Origin of the sequence: Oricola thermophila (assembly GCF_013358405.1) — a bacterium.
GTDB classification, from domain to species: domain Bacteria; phylum Pseudomonadota; class Alphaproteobacteria; order Rhizobiales; family Rhizobiaceae; genus Oricola; species Oricola thermophila.
Genome location: NZ_CP054836.1, coordinates 928,511 through 945,999, shown reverse-complemented (window position 1 = coordinate 945,999; position 17,489 = coordinate 928,511). Strand labels below are relative to the sequence as shown.

Annotated in this window: 17 protein-coding genes; 5 read left to right on the top strand and 12 right to left on the bottom strand. The window is 62.1% G+C overall.

Features of this window, described 5'->3' with window-relative positions:
- The first annotated feature begins 147 nt into the window (after positions 1-147).
- The 4 genes from trmFO (at position 148) to HTY61_RS04430 (ending at position 4,550) form a co-directional block, all read left to right on the top strand.
- Positions 148-1,569 carry a methylenetetrahydrofolate--tRNA-(uracil(54)-C(5))-methyltransferase (FADH(2)-oxidizing) TrmFO gene (gene trmFO, locus HTY61_RS04445; protein ID WP_175278416.1) on the top strand — a complete coding sequence of 474 codons (1,422 nt, stop codon included), beginning with the start codon at positions 148-150 and terminating at the stop codon, positions 1,567-1,569.
- Between the two features lie 123 nt (positions 1,570-1,692).
- On the top strand, positions 1,693-2,190 hold the full coding sequence (locus HTY61_RS04440) for an NUDIX hydrolase (protein WP_246272924.1): 498 nt from the start codon (positions 1,693-1,695) through the stop codon (positions 2,188-2,190).
- A 113-nt stretch (positions 2,191-2,303) separates the two neighbouring features.
- The gene (locus tag HTY61_RS04435) at positions 2,304-3,827 is read left to right on the top strand and encodes an inorganic phosphate transporter (RefSeq protein ID WP_175275661.1); all 1,524 of its coding nucleotides are present in this window, start codon (positions 2,304-2,306) and stop codon (positions 3,825-3,827) included.
- Between the two features lie 18 nt (positions 3,828-3,845).
- Positions 3,846-4,550 carry an HAD family hydrolase gene (locus tag HTY61_RS04430; protein ID WP_175275660.1) on the top strand — a complete coding sequence of 235 codons (705 nt, stop codon included), beginning with the start codon at positions 3,846-3,848 and terminating at the stop codon, positions 4,548-4,550.
- 3 nt (positions 4,551-4,553) lie between these two features.
- Here the strand turns inward: HTY61_RS04430 and HTY61_RS04425 are convergent, their stop codons facing one another.
- The 6 genes from HTY61_RS04425 to yajC form a co-directional block, all read right to left on the bottom strand.
- The gene (locus HTY61_RS04425; protein WP_175275659.1) at positions 4,554-5,546 is read right to left on the bottom strand and encodes a sterol desaturase family protein; all 993 of its coding nucleotides are present in this window, start codon (positions 5,544-5,546) and stop codon (positions 4,554-4,556) included.
- On the bottom strand, positions 5,546-5,980 hold the full coding sequence (locus HTY61_RS04420) for a hypothetical protein (protein ID WP_175275658.1): 435 nt from the start codon (positions 5,978-5,980) through the stop codon (positions 5,546-5,548). Before HTY61_RS04420 ends, HTY61_RS04425 begins: the two co-directional genes overlap by 1 nt.
- Positions 5,981-6,128: 148 nt before the next feature.
- Positions 6,129-6,989: a phytoene/squalene synthase family protein gene (locus tag HTY61_RS04415; protein ID WP_175278414.1), complete on the bottom strand. Its 861-nt coding sequence runs from the start codon at positions 6,987-6,989 to the stop codon at positions 6,129-6,131.
- Positions 6,990-6,995: 6 nt separating this feature from the next.
- Entirely contained in the window at positions 6,996-7,403 is a 408-nt protein-coding gene (locus tag HTY61_RS04410; RefSeq protein ID WP_175275657.1) for an Mth938-like domain-containing protein, read from the bottom strand.
- Between the two features lie 11 nt (positions 7,404-7,414).
- The gene (gene secDF, locus HTY61_RS04405; RefSeq protein WP_175275656.1) at positions 7,415-9,982 is read right to left on the bottom strand and encodes a protein translocase subunit SecDF; all 2,568 of its coding nucleotides are present in this window, start codon (positions 9,980-9,982) and stop codon (positions 7,415-7,417) included.
- 125 nt (positions 9,983-10,107) lie between these two features.
- Positions 10,108-10,458: a preprotein translocase subunit YajC gene (gene yajC / locus HTY61_RS04400; protein ID WP_175275655.1), complete on the bottom strand. Its 351-nt coding sequence runs from the start codon at positions 10,456-10,458 to the stop codon at positions 10,108-10,110.
- 136 nt (positions 10,459-10,594) lie between these two features.
- Between yajC and HTY61_RS04395 the strand changes: the two genes are divergently transcribed.
- Complete coding sequence (locus HTY61_RS04395; protein WP_175275654.1) at positions 10,595-11,473, top strand: ATP-binding protein; 879 nt, start codon at positions 10,595-10,597, stop codon at positions 11,471-11,473.
- Here the strand turns inward: HTY61_RS04395 and HTY61_RS04390 are convergent.
- The 6 genes from HTY61_RS04390 to tatB form a co-directional block, all read right to left on the bottom strand.
- A complete protein-coding gene (locus HTY61_RS04390; RefSeq protein ID WP_175275653.1) occupies positions 11,467-12,966 on the bottom strand; it encodes a LysM peptidoglycan-binding domain-containing M23 family metallopeptidase in 1,500 nt (499 codons plus the stop codon). The two genes, HTY61_RS04395 and HTY61_RS04390, sit on opposite strands and share 7 nt — an antisense overlap.
- A gap of 113 nt (positions 12,967-13,079) precedes the next feature.
- Positions 13,080-13,757 carry a protein-L-isoaspartate(D-aspartate) O-methyltransferase gene (locus HTY61_RS04385; protein ID WP_175275652.1) on the bottom strand — a complete coding sequence of 226 codons (678 nt, stop codon included), beginning with the start codon at positions 13,755-13,757 and terminating at the stop codon, positions 13,080-13,082.
- Positions 13,754-14,512 carry a 5'/3'-nucleotidase SurE gene (gene surE, locus HTY61_RS04380; protein WP_175275651.1) on the bottom strand — a complete coding sequence of 253 codons (759 nt, stop codon included), beginning with the start codon at positions 14,510-14,512 and terminating at the stop codon, positions 13,754-13,756. The genes HTY61_RS04385 and surE overlap by 4 nt, the downstream gene beginning before the upstream one ends.
- Before the next feature lie 24 nt (positions 14,513-14,536).
- Positions 14,537-15,814: a serine--tRNA ligase gene (gene serS / locus HTY61_RS04375; protein WP_175275650.1), complete on the bottom strand. Its 1,278-nt coding sequence runs from the start codon at positions 15,812-15,814 to the stop codon at positions 14,537-14,539.
- An 89-nt stretch (positions 15,815-15,903) separates the two neighbouring features.
- A complete protein-coding gene (gene tatC, locus HTY61_RS04370) occupies positions 15,904-16,722 on the bottom strand; it encodes a twin-arginine translocase subunit TatC (RefSeq protein ID WP_175278413.1) in 819 nt (272 codons plus the stop codon).
- 23 nt (positions 16,723-16,745) lie between these two features.
- A complete protein-coding gene (gene tatB, locus HTY61_RS04365) occupies positions 16,746-17,489 on the bottom strand; it encodes a Sec-independent protein translocase protein TatB (protein WP_246272923.1) in 744 nt (247 codons plus the stop codon).

Genomic DNA, 17,489 nt, shown 5'->3' with positions numbered 1-17,489 from the left:
CTCCTCCCGGATCCGCCGGAAAATGGAACGGAGCCTATCCTCCTCCCAGGCTTCTTTCCGGACAATGAGACGCCCGCTGCTTCCTCCTCCCGCAGCGGGCGTTTTCATTTCTTGAAGCGTCTCCCGCGAAGCGCTATCCCCTCAAGCATGAAATTACGCCCCATTCACATCGTCGGAGGCGGGCTGGCCGGTTCCGAAGCCGCTTGGCAAGCCGCAAGGCATGGCGTGCCCGTCATTTTGCACGAAATGCGCGGCGTCCGCGGTACCGAGGCCCACAAGACCGACGGTCTTGCCGAGTTGGTTTGCTCGAACTCCTTCCGTTCGGACGATTCCGAGCAGAATGCAGTCGGGTTGATCCATGCCGAAATGCGCATGGCCGACTCACTGATCATGCGCGCCGCCGATGCCAACCAGGTGCCCGCCGGAGGCGCCTTGGCCGTTGACCGGGACGGATTCTCGCAGGCGGTAACAGAGGCGATAGAAGGCCATCCGCTGATCAGTGTGATCCGCGAGGAAATCACCGGGCTTCCGCCGGAAGACTGGGATCAGGTAATCATCGCCACCGGTCCGCTCACCGCACCGTCGCTCGCCGAGGCGATCGCAGCCCATACCGGATCTGATGCCCTCGCGTTTTTCGACGCAATAGCGCCGATTGTCCATTTCGACTCTATCGACATGGACATCGCCTGGTTCCAGTCACGTTATGACAAGCCAGGCCCCGGCGGCACCGGCAAGGATTACATCAACTGCCCGTTGGACCGGGAACGGTATGAAGCGTTCATCGACGCCCTGCTGGCAGGAGACAAGACCGAGTTCAAGGAGTGGGAAGGAACACCCTATTTCGATGGTTGCCTGCCGATAGAGGTAATGGCCGAACGCGGACGTGAGACGCTACGCCACGGCCCGATGAAGCCCATGGGCCTCACCAATGCCCACAAACCCGACGAGAAGCCCTATGCCGTGGTTCAGCTCCGTCAGGACAATGCACTCGGCACGCTGTACAACATGGTCGGTTTCCAGACGAAGCTTCGCTACGGCGCCCAGGTGGAAATCTTTCGAATGATACCGGGGCTGGAAAATGCCGAATTCGCCCGCCTCGGCGGCCTGCATCGCAACACCTACCTCAACTCTCCTGTCCTGCTTGCCAGGGATCTCCAATTGAAAGGTCGGTCGGGCCTGCGCTTTGCCGGCCAAATCACGGGCTGCGAGGGGTACGTGGAATCGGCTGCCATCGGCCTTCTGGCCGGTCGTTTCGCGGCAGCCGAGCGATTGGGCGAACCGGTGTTGCTACCGCCCGACACCACGGCCTTTGGCGCGTTGCTCAACCACATAACCGGTGGCCATATCGTTGCAAATGATGAGAAAAAAAGGTCATTCCAGCCGATGAACATCAATTTCGGCCTATTCCCGCCATTGCCGGATGGTGCACTGAGAAAACCGGAAGGCCATGAAGGCCGTTGGCGTGGCAAGGAGAAGTCAATTGCCAAAAAACGCGCACTGACGGAGCGAGCCAAGGTGGATGCCGCCGCATGGCTCGAAACCTCCCTCTCGAAACAGGTAGCGGAATAGCCGCACCGGCTCGGTGCAGGCATCAACTGGCAGAAGATGCTGCAGTCGCATAGCGCGACACAAATCTGTAGAGTCATCAATGATACATCGTCATTTCCGACGAATCGCGGCATATGGAAACCCATGTCGGCAGGAAAGAAGAAAAACTCGATCCTCAGGCGCGCTACGGAAGTCCTCAACTTCCCGGCCCTGATGGCCATTCCGCCACGTGTCCAGTATGGCGCCCTGCCATGGCGTATGCGGGACGGGACTCTCGAAATTTTGCTGCTCACGAGCCGCGGCACCGGCCGCTGGATCATCCCCAAGGGATGGCCTCATGACAATTTTTCGTCGGCGCATTCCGCAGCTCAGGAAGCCTATGAGGAAGCCGGAATAAGGGGACCGATCACTAGCGAACCCATCGGCTCCTATCGCTACCAAAAAGTGCGTGATGAAGGTGCCACAGTGGACTGCGTGGTTTACGTGCATGCGATGGAAGTGGCCCAGCACCTCGATGACTGGCCGGAGAAGGACCAACGGCAGCAGAAATGGTTCCCGCGGAACGCCGCCGCAGAGGCGGTATCGGAACCGGAATTGCGTGACCTGATCCTCGCCTTCCAGCCGCTGCAATCCTATTCATAGTGCATTCGGCGAAAATCTGGGTATGAACGGCAATCCGCCGGTGCTTTTTCACAACGCCGATTGTGATAGCCGGTATCACGCTGCTACATCCCGGGCTCCCGAAGGGCCTTCCGATGAATGACACTCCCATCCCCCGCAAGAAATCCACGCTAGACAAAGACCTCGACAAGATCGTCCGCATTGAGGAAGCGGCCGGTTATTTGTCGCGTGGCGTAGCCGCGACGGGATTCGGGATCCTGTTCATTGCGGCAGCAGCAATCTTTGCGGCCGTCTATGTTGCCGGGGAGAACAACGGCGCGCTCATCATCGTTGCCGCGATGCTGGGCGGCTACATGGCACTCAATATCGGCGCGAATGACGTCGCAAACAATGTCGGCCCGGCCGTTGGGTCGAAAGCCCTGTCGATGCTTGGCGCCCTGATCATCGCAGCAGTATTTGAAAGCGCCGGGGCGCTTGTCGCGGGTGGGGATGTCGTCAGCACCATCTCCAAGGGCATTATCGACCCCGCGACAGTCGCGAATTCCGGCGTGTTTGTCTGGGCGATGCTCGCGGCACTTATCTCATCCGCATTGTGGGTCAATCTTGCAACGGTCCTCGGTGCACCCGTCTCCACTACCCATTCGGTTGTCGGTGGTGTCATGGGCGCAGGCATCGCGGCGGCAGGCTTTTCTGCAGTGAATTGGGCTACTATGGGGGCCATCGCGGCAAGCTGGGTAATTTCGCCCGTGCTAGGTGGCATAATCGGCGCCGCATTTCTGGCTGTCATAAAGATCAACATCATCTACCAGGATGACAAGATCGCGGCCGCACGCCGTTGGGTGCCTGTGCTTCTCGGCATTATGGCGGCCGCCTTCTCGGGCTACCTAGCCCTGAAGGGGCTGAAGAAAATCGTCCGGCTGGATGGCGCAGCCATTCTGGCGCTCTCTGCAGCGGTTGGGGTTGCGACCTACCTGGTCACTAAGCCCATCATCCGTCGCCAATCAATGGGCATGGAAAACAGGAACCAGTCGGTTCGAAAGCTGTTCAACATACCGCTCATCTGTTCGGCCGCGCTGTTGTCCTTCGCGCATGGGGCCAATGACGTGGCGAATGCAGTCGGACCTCTCGCAGCCGTTGTCCATGCAGCCGAAGCCGGCGAAGTTCTCGCCAAAGTGACGATTCCACTATGGGTCATGCTGATCGGCGCTGCGGGCATATCCTTCGGCCTCCTGCTGTTCGGACCGAGGCTGATCCGAATGGTCGGCGAGCAAATCACCAAGCTCAATCCGATGCGCGCCTATTGCGTTGCCCTGTCCGCTTCCGTGACGGTCATCATCGCCTCCTGGCTCGGCCTGCCCGTCTCATCTACCCATATCGCGGTCGGTGCCGTGTTCGGCGTAGGTTTCTTCCGCGAATGGTATACCGCGAAATCGAAGCGTCGCCGCGACTACATGGCTCGCAAGTACAACAGAACCCGCACAACACCCGAAACCGTTATGGATCTCCCGACACCACCGGCACCCCCGGAGGAACTACGCCGCCGGCTCTTGGTGCGTCGAGCCCATTTCACCACCATCGTGGCTGCCTGGGTTATCACCGTTCCCGCCGCTGCCATATTGTCCGCTGTCATCTTCCTGCTACTGGATGCGATCTTCTAGGAGGGATATACCGCCCTCATGCGCTCCATCACCACTATTGCATTCGACGCCGATGATACGCTCTGGCACAACGAACGTTTCTTTCACGACAGCCAACGGCGGTTCGCCGAACTTCTTGATGCCTTCGCAAGTGCCGAAATGGTTCAACAGGCCCTCATTGCGACGGAACGAAGGAATATCGGGTTCTACGGATTTGGCGTAAAAGGCTTCACCCTTTCCATGCTGGAGACTGCGTCGACACTTGCCGGCGACGACCTGCCGCCTTCGACGGTGCGCGAGATATTGTCACTCGGCAAGTCTATGCTCGAATACCCGATCGAGATCCTTCCCGGCGTTATCGATACGCTGGAGACGCTGAAGGACAACTTCACGCTTGTCGTCATCACCAAGGGCGACCTGTTCGACCAGGAACGAAAGCTCATCCAGTCCGGACTGGCCGATCACTTCAACCACGTGGAAATCGTTTCCGACAAGACGGCAGACACGTACCGCCGTATCTTCGATCGCCACGGCCACGGGACGACCCGCGCGGCCATGGTCGGCAACTCGTTGAAGTCGGACATTCTGCCGGCATTGGAGGCCGGAAGCTGGGCCGTTCATGTTCCGCATGAACTGTCCTGGGCCCTGGAACATGCGGAAGAACCAGCGGGCCATCCGCGCTATCGTCGCGCGGAAACTGTTCGCGCCTTGCCAACCCTGCTTGCGGAAATGAAGGACGGCTAGGGCCTACTCGCCAGGTACGAGACTTCGCTTGCCCTCATCCGGCCCGACGGCGACCGGCAATCCCGGCATGCCGGCCTGATCCGGATGTCGGCGTACGAAATCGACCTTCAACTCTTCCGATCTCTTGCGGCTTCCGTCATGGCTCCAGCCCGGTGGCATGAACAGGTATCCGAGCCGCTGACCAATTGTCAGCCCCTGTTGAGACGCATCCCGGAACATCGAGATCCATTCATGGAACGCTACCTTGAACGGATTGAACGTCCCGATGTTCTTGACGATGCCGTAGCGCGGCATGTCTTCTTCCAATTCCTCGACGAAAGTGCCGAACATGCGGTCCCAGATGATCAGGACTCCGGCATAGTTGGCATCAAGATAGCGCGGGTTGGTCGCGTGGTGGACCCGGTGATGCGACGGCGTATTGAAGACGAATTCGAACCAGCGCGGCATCTTGCCGATGGCCTCCGTATGGATCCAGAACTGGTAAACGAGGTTGAACCCGAAGGTAAAAGCGATCACCGCCGGATGCAGGCCGAGAAGCACTAAGGGGGTTTGCAGGATGAACATCCCGGTGAAGAGCCCTGTCCATGACTGTCTGAGTGCCGTCGACAGGTTGTAGTGCTGACTGGAGTGGTGGTTCACGTGCTCCGCCCAGACCCAGCGCACACGATGAGCGATACGGTGATACCAGTAGTACCGAAGGTCATCCAGCAGAAACGCCGCGAGGAAAACCCACCAGTGCAGCCCGAGATCAAACAAACGAAACTGCCATAGCGAAAGCAGCACAGAGTAGGACACCACGCCGAAAATCATACCGGTTACAACATTGCCTGTCCCCATCAACAGCGACGTCAATGTATCCCGGGTTTCGAAACCGGCCTTGTCAGTCGCATGGGTCAGCTTCAGCCATGCCAGTTCCGCCAGCATCGCGATAATGAAGAACGGAATCGCGTATTGCGTCACATCCGGGAGTTGCGGAATAATCTGGCCGAGATCCATTACGCTGCTCGCTTGTTGTCTGTGGTGTCGACCTTTTTGTCGAACAAGGCAACCACGGTCCGCGCCATCGCACTGTCGGCAAAATGCATTCGTGCGCGTGGCCAAGCCACATCGCCGGTCTCAAGATCCACCGCCGATTCATCCGATACGCCCGCACGCGCGGTCATCTCGCCGCGTTTGACCAAGCGTGTCAGGAAATTAACTCCAACGGCGTGAACTAGACCGACTTGCCCGTCCTCGAGTTCGAGCACGGCATCGCGCCGGTCCCAAGACAGGAAGCATTGCCTGACCTCCACATCCGGGTAGTCGATCAGAAAGCGCTCGACAGCCGCGTCCTCATTGGCGATTTTTGCGGTGTGGGAGCCGCCGGTGAGGTGCACCACAAGCACCACCACAACAATCCCGACAGCCACGATCGCGATCAGCACCGGCAAGGGCACGGCTTCCTCCTCCCGGATACGGGCTGAATCATGAAATCATGCTCTTCCCCGCGCAAGGGCGCGGTTTCCTCCTCCCGGATCCGGGCGGAATACTACCCGCTTTGACCTTCACGTCAAAGTCAACTGCACGCAGTCCAGCGCGCTATCCCCCTGCTCCGGCAAGGACGCGCCGCAGGTAGAGCCAGTGCAACCGCAGGGGCGACAGCGTCACGGGCTCGCGGGCATGCGCCGCGCCGGCTTTCTCCAGCCGCGCTGCCAGCGGCTTCACAACGGCAAGGGGCAGGAAGGCGGGCTTCAGCGAAGCCGGCAGGCCGCCGAGCCCTGTCTCTGCCCTCGACAAATGCTCATGCACCAGCGACACGAGGATTGTCGTGACCCGCGCCATGGCATCCCTGTCCTCGCCCGCGAGCCATGCGGCCGCATCCGTCCCCGCCGCAGCGAGAACATCGCCCGGCACGTAGACCTGGTTTCGCGCGCGGTGCAGGGGTGCATGTCCCATCAGGCCGGCAATCCCGTAGGCGACACCGGCATGCCCGGCCGCATCCGCCGCTCCGGCAGCGGCAGAAGGATCAAGGATCTGCGCCGACATCTGGAACAGGGCCGACACGGTCTCGCCGAGATATCCCTCCAGCGCCGTGCGGTCCGGCATCGGATCGTCATAGAGATCGAATATCCGCGCCTCCGCCATGTTGGCGAGCGCCGGACGCGACAGCCCGCAGGCATCCACCGCATCCAGCAGCAGGGCTGCGACAGGATGCTGCCGCCCCTCGCCTTCGCGTTCGCCGGACACGACCTCCTGCCACCATTGCAGGCGTATTTCCCCGGGCATCGGCTCCGACACCCGGTCGCGAACCCGCGCCAGCTCCAGGTTGTAGGCGTAGAGGGCGGCAAGGGCGGGACGTCTCTCCGCCGGCGCGAACAGCACGGAGAGATAGCGCTCCCGGTCGCCCGCACGCAGTTCGTCCATGCAATGGCGGAAGGCGTCACTCACCCCGGAAGCCATGCGCACTCAGGGCCGCTTTCCGGCATCTTCCACCGCAATAAGCGCGGCCGCGACGGCCCGGTCCTCCGCAAGAAGCACATTGTAGGTGCGCACCGCGGAGCCGGTACTCATGGCATCGGTGATTATGCCCTGCTCCCGAAGGGCCTGCTGCAATTCCTTCGGCACACGCCGGAACTCGTCACCCATCCCCACCAGCAGGACCTCGATATCGCCGGCCTCGTCGAAGACCCGCGCGAGCGACTGTTCGCTGATCTCGCCGGGGCTGCTCACGTCCCAGCCATGAACCCCGGAGGGAAGGCAAAGGATCGAGCCGCGATGCGACATGTCGGCAAAGCGAAATCCACCCGCGCCATAGCTGTCGATCGGCGCACGGCCGGGAAAATGCGCTTCCCGGATTTCAATTCCCTTCGCCATGGCCACAGACCTCAGGGAGTCTCGATGTCGACCGGCATGGTCTTCGAGGTCGCTTCCTTCTCGCCCTGGTCACGATCGAACGCACCGGGCCGCAGCTTGAACAGGATGAGCAGCGGCGCCGCGATGAGCACGGAGGAATAGGTTCCGACGACCACGCCGAAGATCATGGCGGCGACAAAGGAGCGCAACACCTCCCCGCCGAAGAAGAACAGCCCGAGCAGAGCCAGGAGCGTTGTCAGCGAGGTCAGGATCGTGCGCGGCAGCGTCTGGTTCATCGACATGTCGAGCAGGTCCGGCAACGGCATCTTCTTGTAGCGGCGCAGGTTCTCGCGCACGCGGTCATAGACGACCACCGTGTCGTTCAGCGAGTAGCCGACGATGGTCAGGATCGCCGCGATACTGGACAGGTTGAACTCCAGGCCGGTCACGACATACATGCCGATCGTCAGAAGCACGTCATGCGTTGTCGCGATGATCGCGCCCACCGCGAACTGCCACTCGAAGCGAAGCCAGATATAGACGAGAATGGCGAACAGCGCGGCCAGAACGGCGAAAGTGCCTGCGCGCGCAAGCTCGCCAGAGACTGTCGGTCCGACCACCTCGACCCGCCGGAAGTCGTAATCGGCCTCAAGCTCGCTGCGGACCTTCGTTACAACCGTCTGCTCGGCATTTTCGCCGCCGCCCTGTTCCTCGACCCGAATGAGCACGTCCTTTTCGGTACCGAAGCCCTGCACCTGGACATCGCCCAGATTGAGCGCAGAAAGGCGCGAGCGAATATCACCGATATCCGCCTGGTCGCCCTTGGCCTGCACCTCAATCAGCGAACCGCCCTTGAAGTCGATGCCGAGGTTCATGTTCACGGACGCAAACAGGACCATGGACGCGATCACCGCGATCGCCGAACCGGTAAACGTCATCCGGCGCAGCCACATGAACGAAATCTTCGTCCCGTCCGGCACCAGCCTGACCGGCGCCTTCGGCAGTTCCTTGGGGCGGTTGCGGCGAACCCAGAACGCCATCATCCACCGTGTCAGCACGAAGGCGGTGAACACGGTCGTCACGATACCGATGGCCAGTGTCACCGCAAAGCCGCGGATCGGCCCCGAACCGAGATAGAACAGGATGACGGCCGCGATCAACGTCGTCAGGTTGGCATCGACGATGGTTGCCAGCGCACGCTGAAAACCGGTGTCTATTGCCTGGATGACCGATCGCCCCGCCGCGCGTTCCTCGCGTATGCGTTCGAAGATCAGCACGTTGGAATCCACCGCCATGCCGACCGTCAGCACGATACCGGCAATTCCGGGCAGGGTCAGGGTCGCACCAAGACCGGACAGCGCCGCGATGATCAGGACAACGTTGATGACGAGCGCGATATTGGCGACGATACCGAGAAAGCCATAGGCCAGGAACATGAACGCGACGACCAGCGCCGCGCCGATGATGCCTGCGGTTTCACCGGCGGCAATCGAGTCGGCGCCGAGGCTCGGACCCACCGTACGCTCTTCCACGAAGGTCGGCGTCAACGGCAGTGCACCGGCGCGCAGCAGGATCGCGAGATCATTCGCGCCCTCGACCGTGAAATTGCCCGATATCTGGCCCGATCCGCCGAGAATGGGTTCGCGGATCACCGGGGCCGATATCACCTGATTGTCGAGGACGATGGCAAACGGCTTGCCGACATTTTCCTGCGTGGCACGCCCGAAGCGCTGGGCGCCGGTTCCGTCAAAACGGAAAGAAACGATCGGCTCGTTGGTGCGCTGGTCGAATCCGGCCTGTGCATCCTCCAAGTTCTCGCCAGTCACGATCTCACGGGTTTCCACCACGTAGGGAACCGGCGGATCGTCGGCCGAATAGAGCACCTCGGTACCGGCCGGAGGACGGGTCTGCAGCGCGTCCTGTGCAGACACCGAGGTATCCACCATCTGGAACGTCAGACGCGCTGTCGTGCCGATTATGTCCTTCAGGCGCTGAGGATCGTCGAGACCCGGCACCTGCACGATGATGCGATCGGTGCCCTGGCGCTGAATGATCGGCTCGGTCGTCCCGAGTTCGTCGATTCGTCCGCGCAGCACTTCCACGGTCTGCGAGACCGCCTGGGCCATCCTGTATTCAATGCCCTGATCGGTCAGGTTCAAACGGAACAGGGCCGGTTCGGGCTCTTCCAGCGTGACTTCCTGGACGATACCGCCACTGAGAAGTCCGGCAGAAACGGCTTCCGTCAAGGGTTCGAGGAGTTCCCTCGCACGTTCGACCTGGGCCGTGTCGCGAATCCGCACCGAGACGGTCTGGCCGCTGCCGCTCAGGCCGGTATAGCCGATCCCGCCCTCGCGAAGGGATCGGCGCACCTCGTCGCGAACCGACTCGAGCCGGTGCCCGACGAGCTCTTCGCGATCGAGCTTCAGTTGCAGATGCACCCCGCCCTGAAGGTCGAGACCGAGCGCAAGCTTGCTTTGCGGCAGAAAACCGGGGAAGGACTGAACCGTGGCTCCGGAGAACAGGTTCGGAATGGCAAACAGGATGCCGACGAGCACCGTCAACCAGATGAGCACCGTTTTCCAGGGTGAAAAGTAAAGCATGTCGCTTCTGTCCGCCTCAATCGATTCCCGGTGGGATTGTTCTCGTGGCGGTTACCCCCGAGGCCCCGCCGGACGCAAATAATGCGTCGATTGCGCCCGTTTAAGGGCGCAAAAGACGGTCCGGTCTATTTCTTTGCCGCGTCGTTGGCGGCCACAGGCTCGCCCTTCACCCGCACGTCGGCAATCATCGCACGCGCCACGCGGATCTTCACGTTCTGGGCGATCTCGACCTCGAGTTCGTTGTCGTCGACGACCTTGGTCACCTTGCCGATGATACCGCCACCGGTCACGACGGTGTCGTTGCGGCGAATTGCCTTCAGCATTTCCTCGCGCTTTTTCATCTGCGTGCGCTGGGGCCGGATGATGAGGAAATACATCACGACAAAGATGAGGATGAACGGCAGAACCGACATGAAGACATCTGCACCGCCGGCGGAACCGCCGGCTGCCTGTGCGTAGGCGGGTGATACGAACATGAAATACTCCGTGGACGCGTGCCGCGGCACGCCTTGAAAATTTGTCGCGAATATAGTCAGCAAAAAGCCCAATGCAACCAAAAGCGGGAACCGTCCCCACCCCGCCACGGGGCGACGCCCCCGGGAGTGATCCGGAATGCAGCAAGCCATCGACGCCCTGAACGAGAAACTCGACCGCCTGGTCGCAGCGCTGGAACGGCTGGCTCCGCCGCCGCCACCGACACCGGACTTCTCCGCAGCCGATTGTTTCGTATGGGACAATGCCGCCGGAGCGCTGTCACCCGTCACCGACGTCAACCGCATAGACATCGGCCTTATCCGGGGCGTCGACCGGGTGCGCGACATCTTGCTGGACAACACGAGGCGCTTTGCCACCGGGCTGCCCGCGAACAATGTTTTGTTGTGGGGCGCGCGCGGAATGGGCAAGTCATCGCTGGTAAAGGCATCCCACGCGGCCATAGCTGCGGAAACCGGCACCGCGCTGAAGCTGATCGAGATCCATCGTGAGGACATCGACGCCCTGCCCCGCCTCATGCAGTTGCTCAGGCCGGCGCCGGCGCGCTTCATCGTGTTCTGCGACGACTTGTCATTCGATCACGACGATACGTCCTACAAATCCCTCAAGGCGGTGCTCGATGGCGGCGTCGAAGGCCGCCCAGACAACGTGATTTTCTACGCCACGTCGAACCGCCGTCACCTTCTCCCGCGCGACATGATCGAGAACGAACGCTCTACTGCCATCAACCCCTCCGAGGCAGTCGAGGAGAAGGTGTCACTGTCGGACCGCTTTGGCCTGTGGCTCGGCTTCCACAAGTGCAGCCAGGATGACTACCTCGAAATGATCGAGGCATATGTACGCCACTTCGGCCTCGACATCGAACCGGAGGAGTTGCGGCGCGACAGCCTGGAATGGGCGACGACCCGCGGAGCAAGGTCCGGACGGGTCGCCTGGCAATATGTCAACGATCTTGCCGGTCGCCTCGGAAAGAAGCTCGAGACGCCATCGCCCTACTGAAGGAATGTCAGCGGGTTGACCGGCTTGGAGTTCTTGCGCACCTCAAAGTGCAGCTGGGGCTGCTTGGCCGAACCGGACATGCCGGAAGACGCGATCTGCTGGCCCCGCTTGACGGTATCGCCGCGCTTCACGGCGATCTCGGAAACATGGCCATAGACCGTCACCACGCCGTCGCTGTGACGGACAAGGACTGTCTTGCCGAGCTCCTTCAAGCCGTCGCCCGCGTAGATGACGACGCCGTTCTCCGCCGCCTTGACCGGGGTTCCGGCAGGCACCGAAATGTCGATGCCGTCATTGGGCTTTCCGCCGGCGTTCGAACCGAATGCGCCGACGATGCGCCCCTGAACCGGCCAACGCATCGTGTTGACGCCTGTCGCTTCCGGCGCCCTGGCGGTGTCATTCGTCTCGATCGTCGTGATGGAGCCCTCGGTGGACTTGCTGACCACGCGCGGCGGAGTGTAGCCGTTGACCGGCTTGGGATCTTCCACCGGACGGGTCTTGCTGGTCGTCACCGGATCGATCTTCGGAGCGGCTGCAACCTGCTGCGTCTCCGGCGCGCTCAATCCCGGGATGACGAGGGTCTGGCCGATGCGAACGGTATCCGTCGACATCGAGTTGACCCGCTTGATGGCTTCGATGCTCGCGCCGGTCTTGCGCGAAATCGCGGACAGGGTGTCGCCGGCGACCACCGTATAGCGTCCGCCGCCCGCGGTCACTTCTGCACGTTGCGGCGCCGCCGAAGCCTTGGCGACGGCCGGCCGGGGACGGGGCGCTGGTGCGACGTCCCGAGGCAGCGAACTGCGATTTCCGACAGCCGCGCTTGCAGCCTGCGTTGCCGGATCGCTGTCCGGCGCCGAAACGCTCGCGTTATGCGAATAGACGTAGGTCGGTATAAGGATTTTCTGCCCGGCAGAAACGGTCTTCGGATCCTTTATGCCGTTGGCTTCCATGATCGCGTTGGCCGGCACTCCGTAGCGCCTGGCCAGGGTATAGATCGTCTCGCCCTGACGCAGCGCCACCTGCGTCGCTCCGACATTGGTCCAGCCCCCCTTCGTCGTCGACGGCGTCGATGCCTGCTGCTGTGCAGTCGGCTCGCCGAAACGCACGGGCGCCGGATCGGACGCGGGAATGGACGCGGTCGTCACCGGCGAAACATTGGTCGACCCGAAGGGGGCCGGCGAGCTGCCTGTCGCCACGGGGGTGGCCGGCTGCGGGACATCCAGATGGTTCTCCGACGGCTTGGGCAACATGGTGCGTTCGACCGGCTGCGCCACGACCGATCCCGTAACGACCGTCGGGTCGTAATTCGGCTGGCCGTAGTCGGTAACCGCCGGCTGGGAAACCTCGTTCGGCTGCGGGATCGCGCCGGTATAGAATCCATCGGAAAAGCGGATCACATCCGAACTGCAGCCGGCTGCGAGACCGCCGATCGAGAGAATCGTTGCAGCCCTCGCCAGACGCAAGATCCCCTGGCTTGTGATTTTGTTACGCATCACGTCACTCAAATCCCTTCGGATAGTGACATGATTAAAGCGTGTTAATGTTACTGTGTGGTTAAACGGGTGTTACCAATCGGGAAATCCGTTCGCTCCCATCCGCGCCCAACCTAGAGCACCTCGGGCAATCCGCTGGCAATCGGCTGAAAGCGGACCGTACCGATGTCCTCGCGCTCGAAACGGCTGCCCGTCTTGGTCAACCGGGCAAGAGCCTGCGGCTGCTCGGCACCGCCTATCGCGCAAACCATCACGCCGCCCGAAACGAGCTGATCGACAAACTGGCGCGGAATGGAGTCGAAGGCCGCCCAGCAAACGATGCGATCGAACGGGCCGTCCTCGCTGCCGGTCGATCCGTCGGCCCGATTGGCGATGACATTGCTTATGCCGAGTTGCCGGATGCGCTGTACCGCCTCCTGGTGAAGCGTCCGAAAACGCTCGACGGTATAGACCCTCTTGGCGATCTTCCCCATGACCGCGGCGGTGTAACCGGTACCCGTACCGATCTCGAGCACGCGATGGCTGTCATCAATGCCGAGGGCATGGAGAATGCGAGCCTGAAGGTCGAGCCCCTCCAGCGTCTCGCCGCAGGCGATGGGGACGGTGCGCGGTCCCATGACAAGGTGGCGGTACTGGGCCTCGATGAAGTCGCGGCGGGGAACGGTCTCGAATGCGCTCATCAAGGCCTTGTCGTCCAGGCCGATCGCACGCATCCGCAGGAGAAACGCAGCAAAGCCCTCGCGATCTCCCTGGTGAACCGCACGCAGCTCCGGTCGGTCGCCTTCCTTCATGCAAGCCCTTCCTCGAGTCGCTGCGCCATTTCATGGGCTGTCAGGTCGAGCTTCAGCGGCGTCACGGAAATCCGGTTGCGTTGCAAGGCGCCGATGTCGCTGTCGCCGGGCGCTTCCGCGTCTCCGCGGCCGAAGCGAATCCAGAAATAGGGGAAACCGCGTCCGTCGGTGCGCTCCTCCATGTAGAGCCCGTGCAGAAGCTTGCCCTGCCGGGTGACCTCCACGCCCTCGACCGCGTCGACCGCGCAATTCGGAAAGTTCACGTTGAGGAACGTGCCCGGGTCCATCTCGATGCCGATGAGCTTGCGCAACAGGTCCGGCGCCAGCGTCTCGACCACCTCCCACGGCACGATGCGCCGCTGGTTCTCGAAATTGTAGGCCTGCGAGATCGCGATCGAGCGGACGCCGAGAAGCGTGCCCTCCATGGCGCCGGCCACGGTGCCCGAATAGGTCACGTCGTCCGCGAGGTTCTGGCCGGAATTGACGCCGGACAGCACGAGATCGGGCTTTTCCGGCATGATGTGCGTCACCGCCATGATCACGCAGTCCGTCGGCGTTCCGCGCAGCGCGAACCGCCTCTCGGAGATCTCGCGCAGCCGCAGCGGATCGTTGATCGTCAGCGAATGGGCAAGCCCGCTCTGGTCGGTCTCCGGGGCGACGACCCAGATGTCGTCGGAGAGCGTCGCGGCGATGCGTTCCAGCACCGCGAGCCCCTCGGCGTGTATGCCGTCGTCATTGGTGATCAGGATGCGCATGGCTGCCCCGTTTCTCGCCCTGCCTCATGCCCCGATCACCTCGATTCCGCCCATGTAGGGCTTCAGCGCATCGGGGACGCGAATCGACCCGTCGGCATTCTGGTAGTTTTCCATGACGGCAATGAGGGCGCGCCCGACCGCCACGCCCGATCCGTTCAGCGTGTGGACGAAACGCGTCTCCTTCTCGCCCTCCGCGCGGTAGCGCGCATTCATGCGCCGTGCCTGGAAATCGCCGCACACCGAGCACGAGGAGATCTCCCGGTACATGTTCTGCCCCGGCAGCCAGACCTCGATGTCGTAGGTCTTCCGCGCGCCGAATCCCATGTCGCCGGTGCACAGAACCACGGTGCGGAAATGCAGCCCCAGCCGCTCGAGGATCGTCTCGGCGCATTTCGTCATGCGCTCGTGTTCCTCGATCGAGGTCTCCGCGTCGGTGATCGAGACCAGCTCGACCTTGTAGAACTGGTGCTGGCGCAGATAGCCGCGCGTGTCGCGCCCGGCCGACCCGGCCTCCGAACGGAAGCACGGCGTCAGCGCGGTATAGCGGCGCGGCAGCGTCGCGGCGTCGAGGATTTCCTCGCGCACCAGGTTGGTGAGCGACACCTCCGCGGTGGGGATCAGCCAGAAACCCTCGCGCGTCTGGAAAAGGTCCTCGCTGAATTTCGGCAACTGACCGGTGCCGTACATGGCGTCGTCGCGCACCAGCAGCGGCGGATTGACCTCGGTATAGCCGTGCTCCCGCGTGTGCACGTCAAGCATGAACTGGCCAAGCGCGCGCTCCAGCCGCGCCAGCCCGCCCTGCACCACGGTGAAGCGCGATCCCGACAGTTTCGCCGCCGTCTCGAAATCCATCTGGCCGAGCGCCTCGCCCAGCTCGAAATGTTCCTTCGGCTCGAAATCGAAGGCCGGTCTTTCGCCGGTGACGCGCACTTCCACGTTGTCGTTCTCGTCTGCGCCCACCGGCACGTCGTCGAGCGGCACATTGGGAATGCGCGACAGCGCGTCGTTCAGCTGCGTCGTCAGCTCGCGCTCCGTTTCCTCGCCGGACTGGATGAAGGACTTGATCTCGGCGACCTCGGTCTTCAGCGCCTCCGCCCGCTCCGTGTCCTTGGCCGCCATGGCCTTGCCGATCTCCTTCGAGGCCGCGTTGCGGCGCGTCTGCGCCTCCTGCAGCCTGGCGATATGCGCGCGGCGCTTCTCGTCGAGTTCGATCAGGGTCGCGCTTTCCGGCGCCGCGCCGCGCTTCCGAAGCGCCTCGTCGAGCTTGTCCGGATTGTCGCGGATCCAACGGATATCGAGCATGACTCAGGTCCTGTCATGTATGAATCTGGAATAGGTGTGGGGTGTCGCGCGAAAGACGGCAAGGGTCAAGGGCAGCCTGTGTCGCGCCCTCAGGACGACCGCGTTTCCTCGCCGGAATCCTCGTCCGAAGCAGCCGCGTCCGCCTCCCGTTCCCTGCGCTTCCTTTCGACATAGCGGGCGGAAAGGATGGAGAACTCGTAGAGCAGCAACGTCGGTACAGCGAGCCCGATCTGCGTCAGCGGATCGGGCGGCGTGAGAATGGCCGCTGCCACGAAGGCGATGACGATGGCGTATTTCCGCTTGCTGGCCAGCGACTCGGTGGTCACGAGGCCGGCACGGGCGAGCAGCGTGATCGCCACCGGCAACTGGAAGACAATGCCGAAGGCAAAGATCAGCGTCATGATCAGGCTCAGATATTCCGAGACCTTCGGAAGGTGCTGGATGGATGCCAGCCCCTCCCCGCCCGTCTGCTCCATCGACAGGAAGAACCACATCGCCATCGGGATGATCAGGAAATAGACGAGCGCCGCACCAAGGAGAAAGAGGATCGGCGTGGCAACGAGATAGGGCAGGAACGCCTGGCGCTCGTTGCGGTACAGGCCGGGCGCCACGAAGAGGTATAGCTGGGACGCGATGACGGGGAACGCGAGCACGAGACCACCGAACGCACCGATCTTGATCTTGGTGAAGAAGAACTCCTGCGGCGCGGTGTAAATGAACCGGACGTCGTCGCTCGACAGATCCAGCCAGTTCACTGCCCACTGGAACGGCACGACCAGCAGATTGAAGATTTCCGTTGCGAAGGTGTAGGAAATGACGAAGGCAACGAAAAACGCGGCAACGCTCCAGATCAGGCGCTGACGCAACTCGATCAGGTGCGACATAAGCGGAGCCGCCGTCGCTTCCATAAGTTCTTCTTCGTTCACCTTGCTCAAGATTTATCCCCCGCGGATTTTGCGGATGTCGCCTTGCGAGATGCCGCCCTCGTCGCGGTTTTGGATTTCGGCTTTGCGGTGGCCGCCGCAGGCTTGGCAGTCGCGGAACGGCCGGAAGCTTTGCCGGCCGCCGGTCTTGCAGCGGACGACTTGCCGGCGGACTTGGCGCGGGAAGTGGAACCCGCCGTCTTTCCGCCGGCTGCATTCCTATCCTGCGCGGAGGCTTTCGCGCCCTTGGTTCCGGCCAACCTGCTGCCGGCTGCGGAATGGGACGGAGCTTTTGCCTTTGCAGCGGCCGTCTTGGATTTCGTGCCCTTCGCTTCGCCCGCCGTCTTGGCCTTGCCGGTCTTCGGCTGCGCTGCCCGCATTTTCTCTCCCGCGGAGGCGAGCGCGTCGTCGGCCGGACTTGGCGGCTTCGTGGCATCGTCCACGTCCCTGGCCGCGCGTTTCAGGTCGGCGCTGAGATCCTCGCCGATCTTGCCGAGCGGATTGAGCGCCTGCTTGATCTCGTTGCGGGGGTCGAGGCTCTTCACGTCCTGCGCAAGCTGGCGAACGTCGTCCAGTTCGGCTTCCTTCAGCGCATCGTCGAACTGCCTGCGGAAATCACCTGCCATCTTGCGCAAGCCGCTGGTGGTCTTGGCAAATGTCCGAAGCATCTTCGGCAGGTCCTTCGGGCCGACGATGACGATCAGCACGATGGCTACGACGAGAAGTTCACTCCAGCCAAAATCCGGCAACAT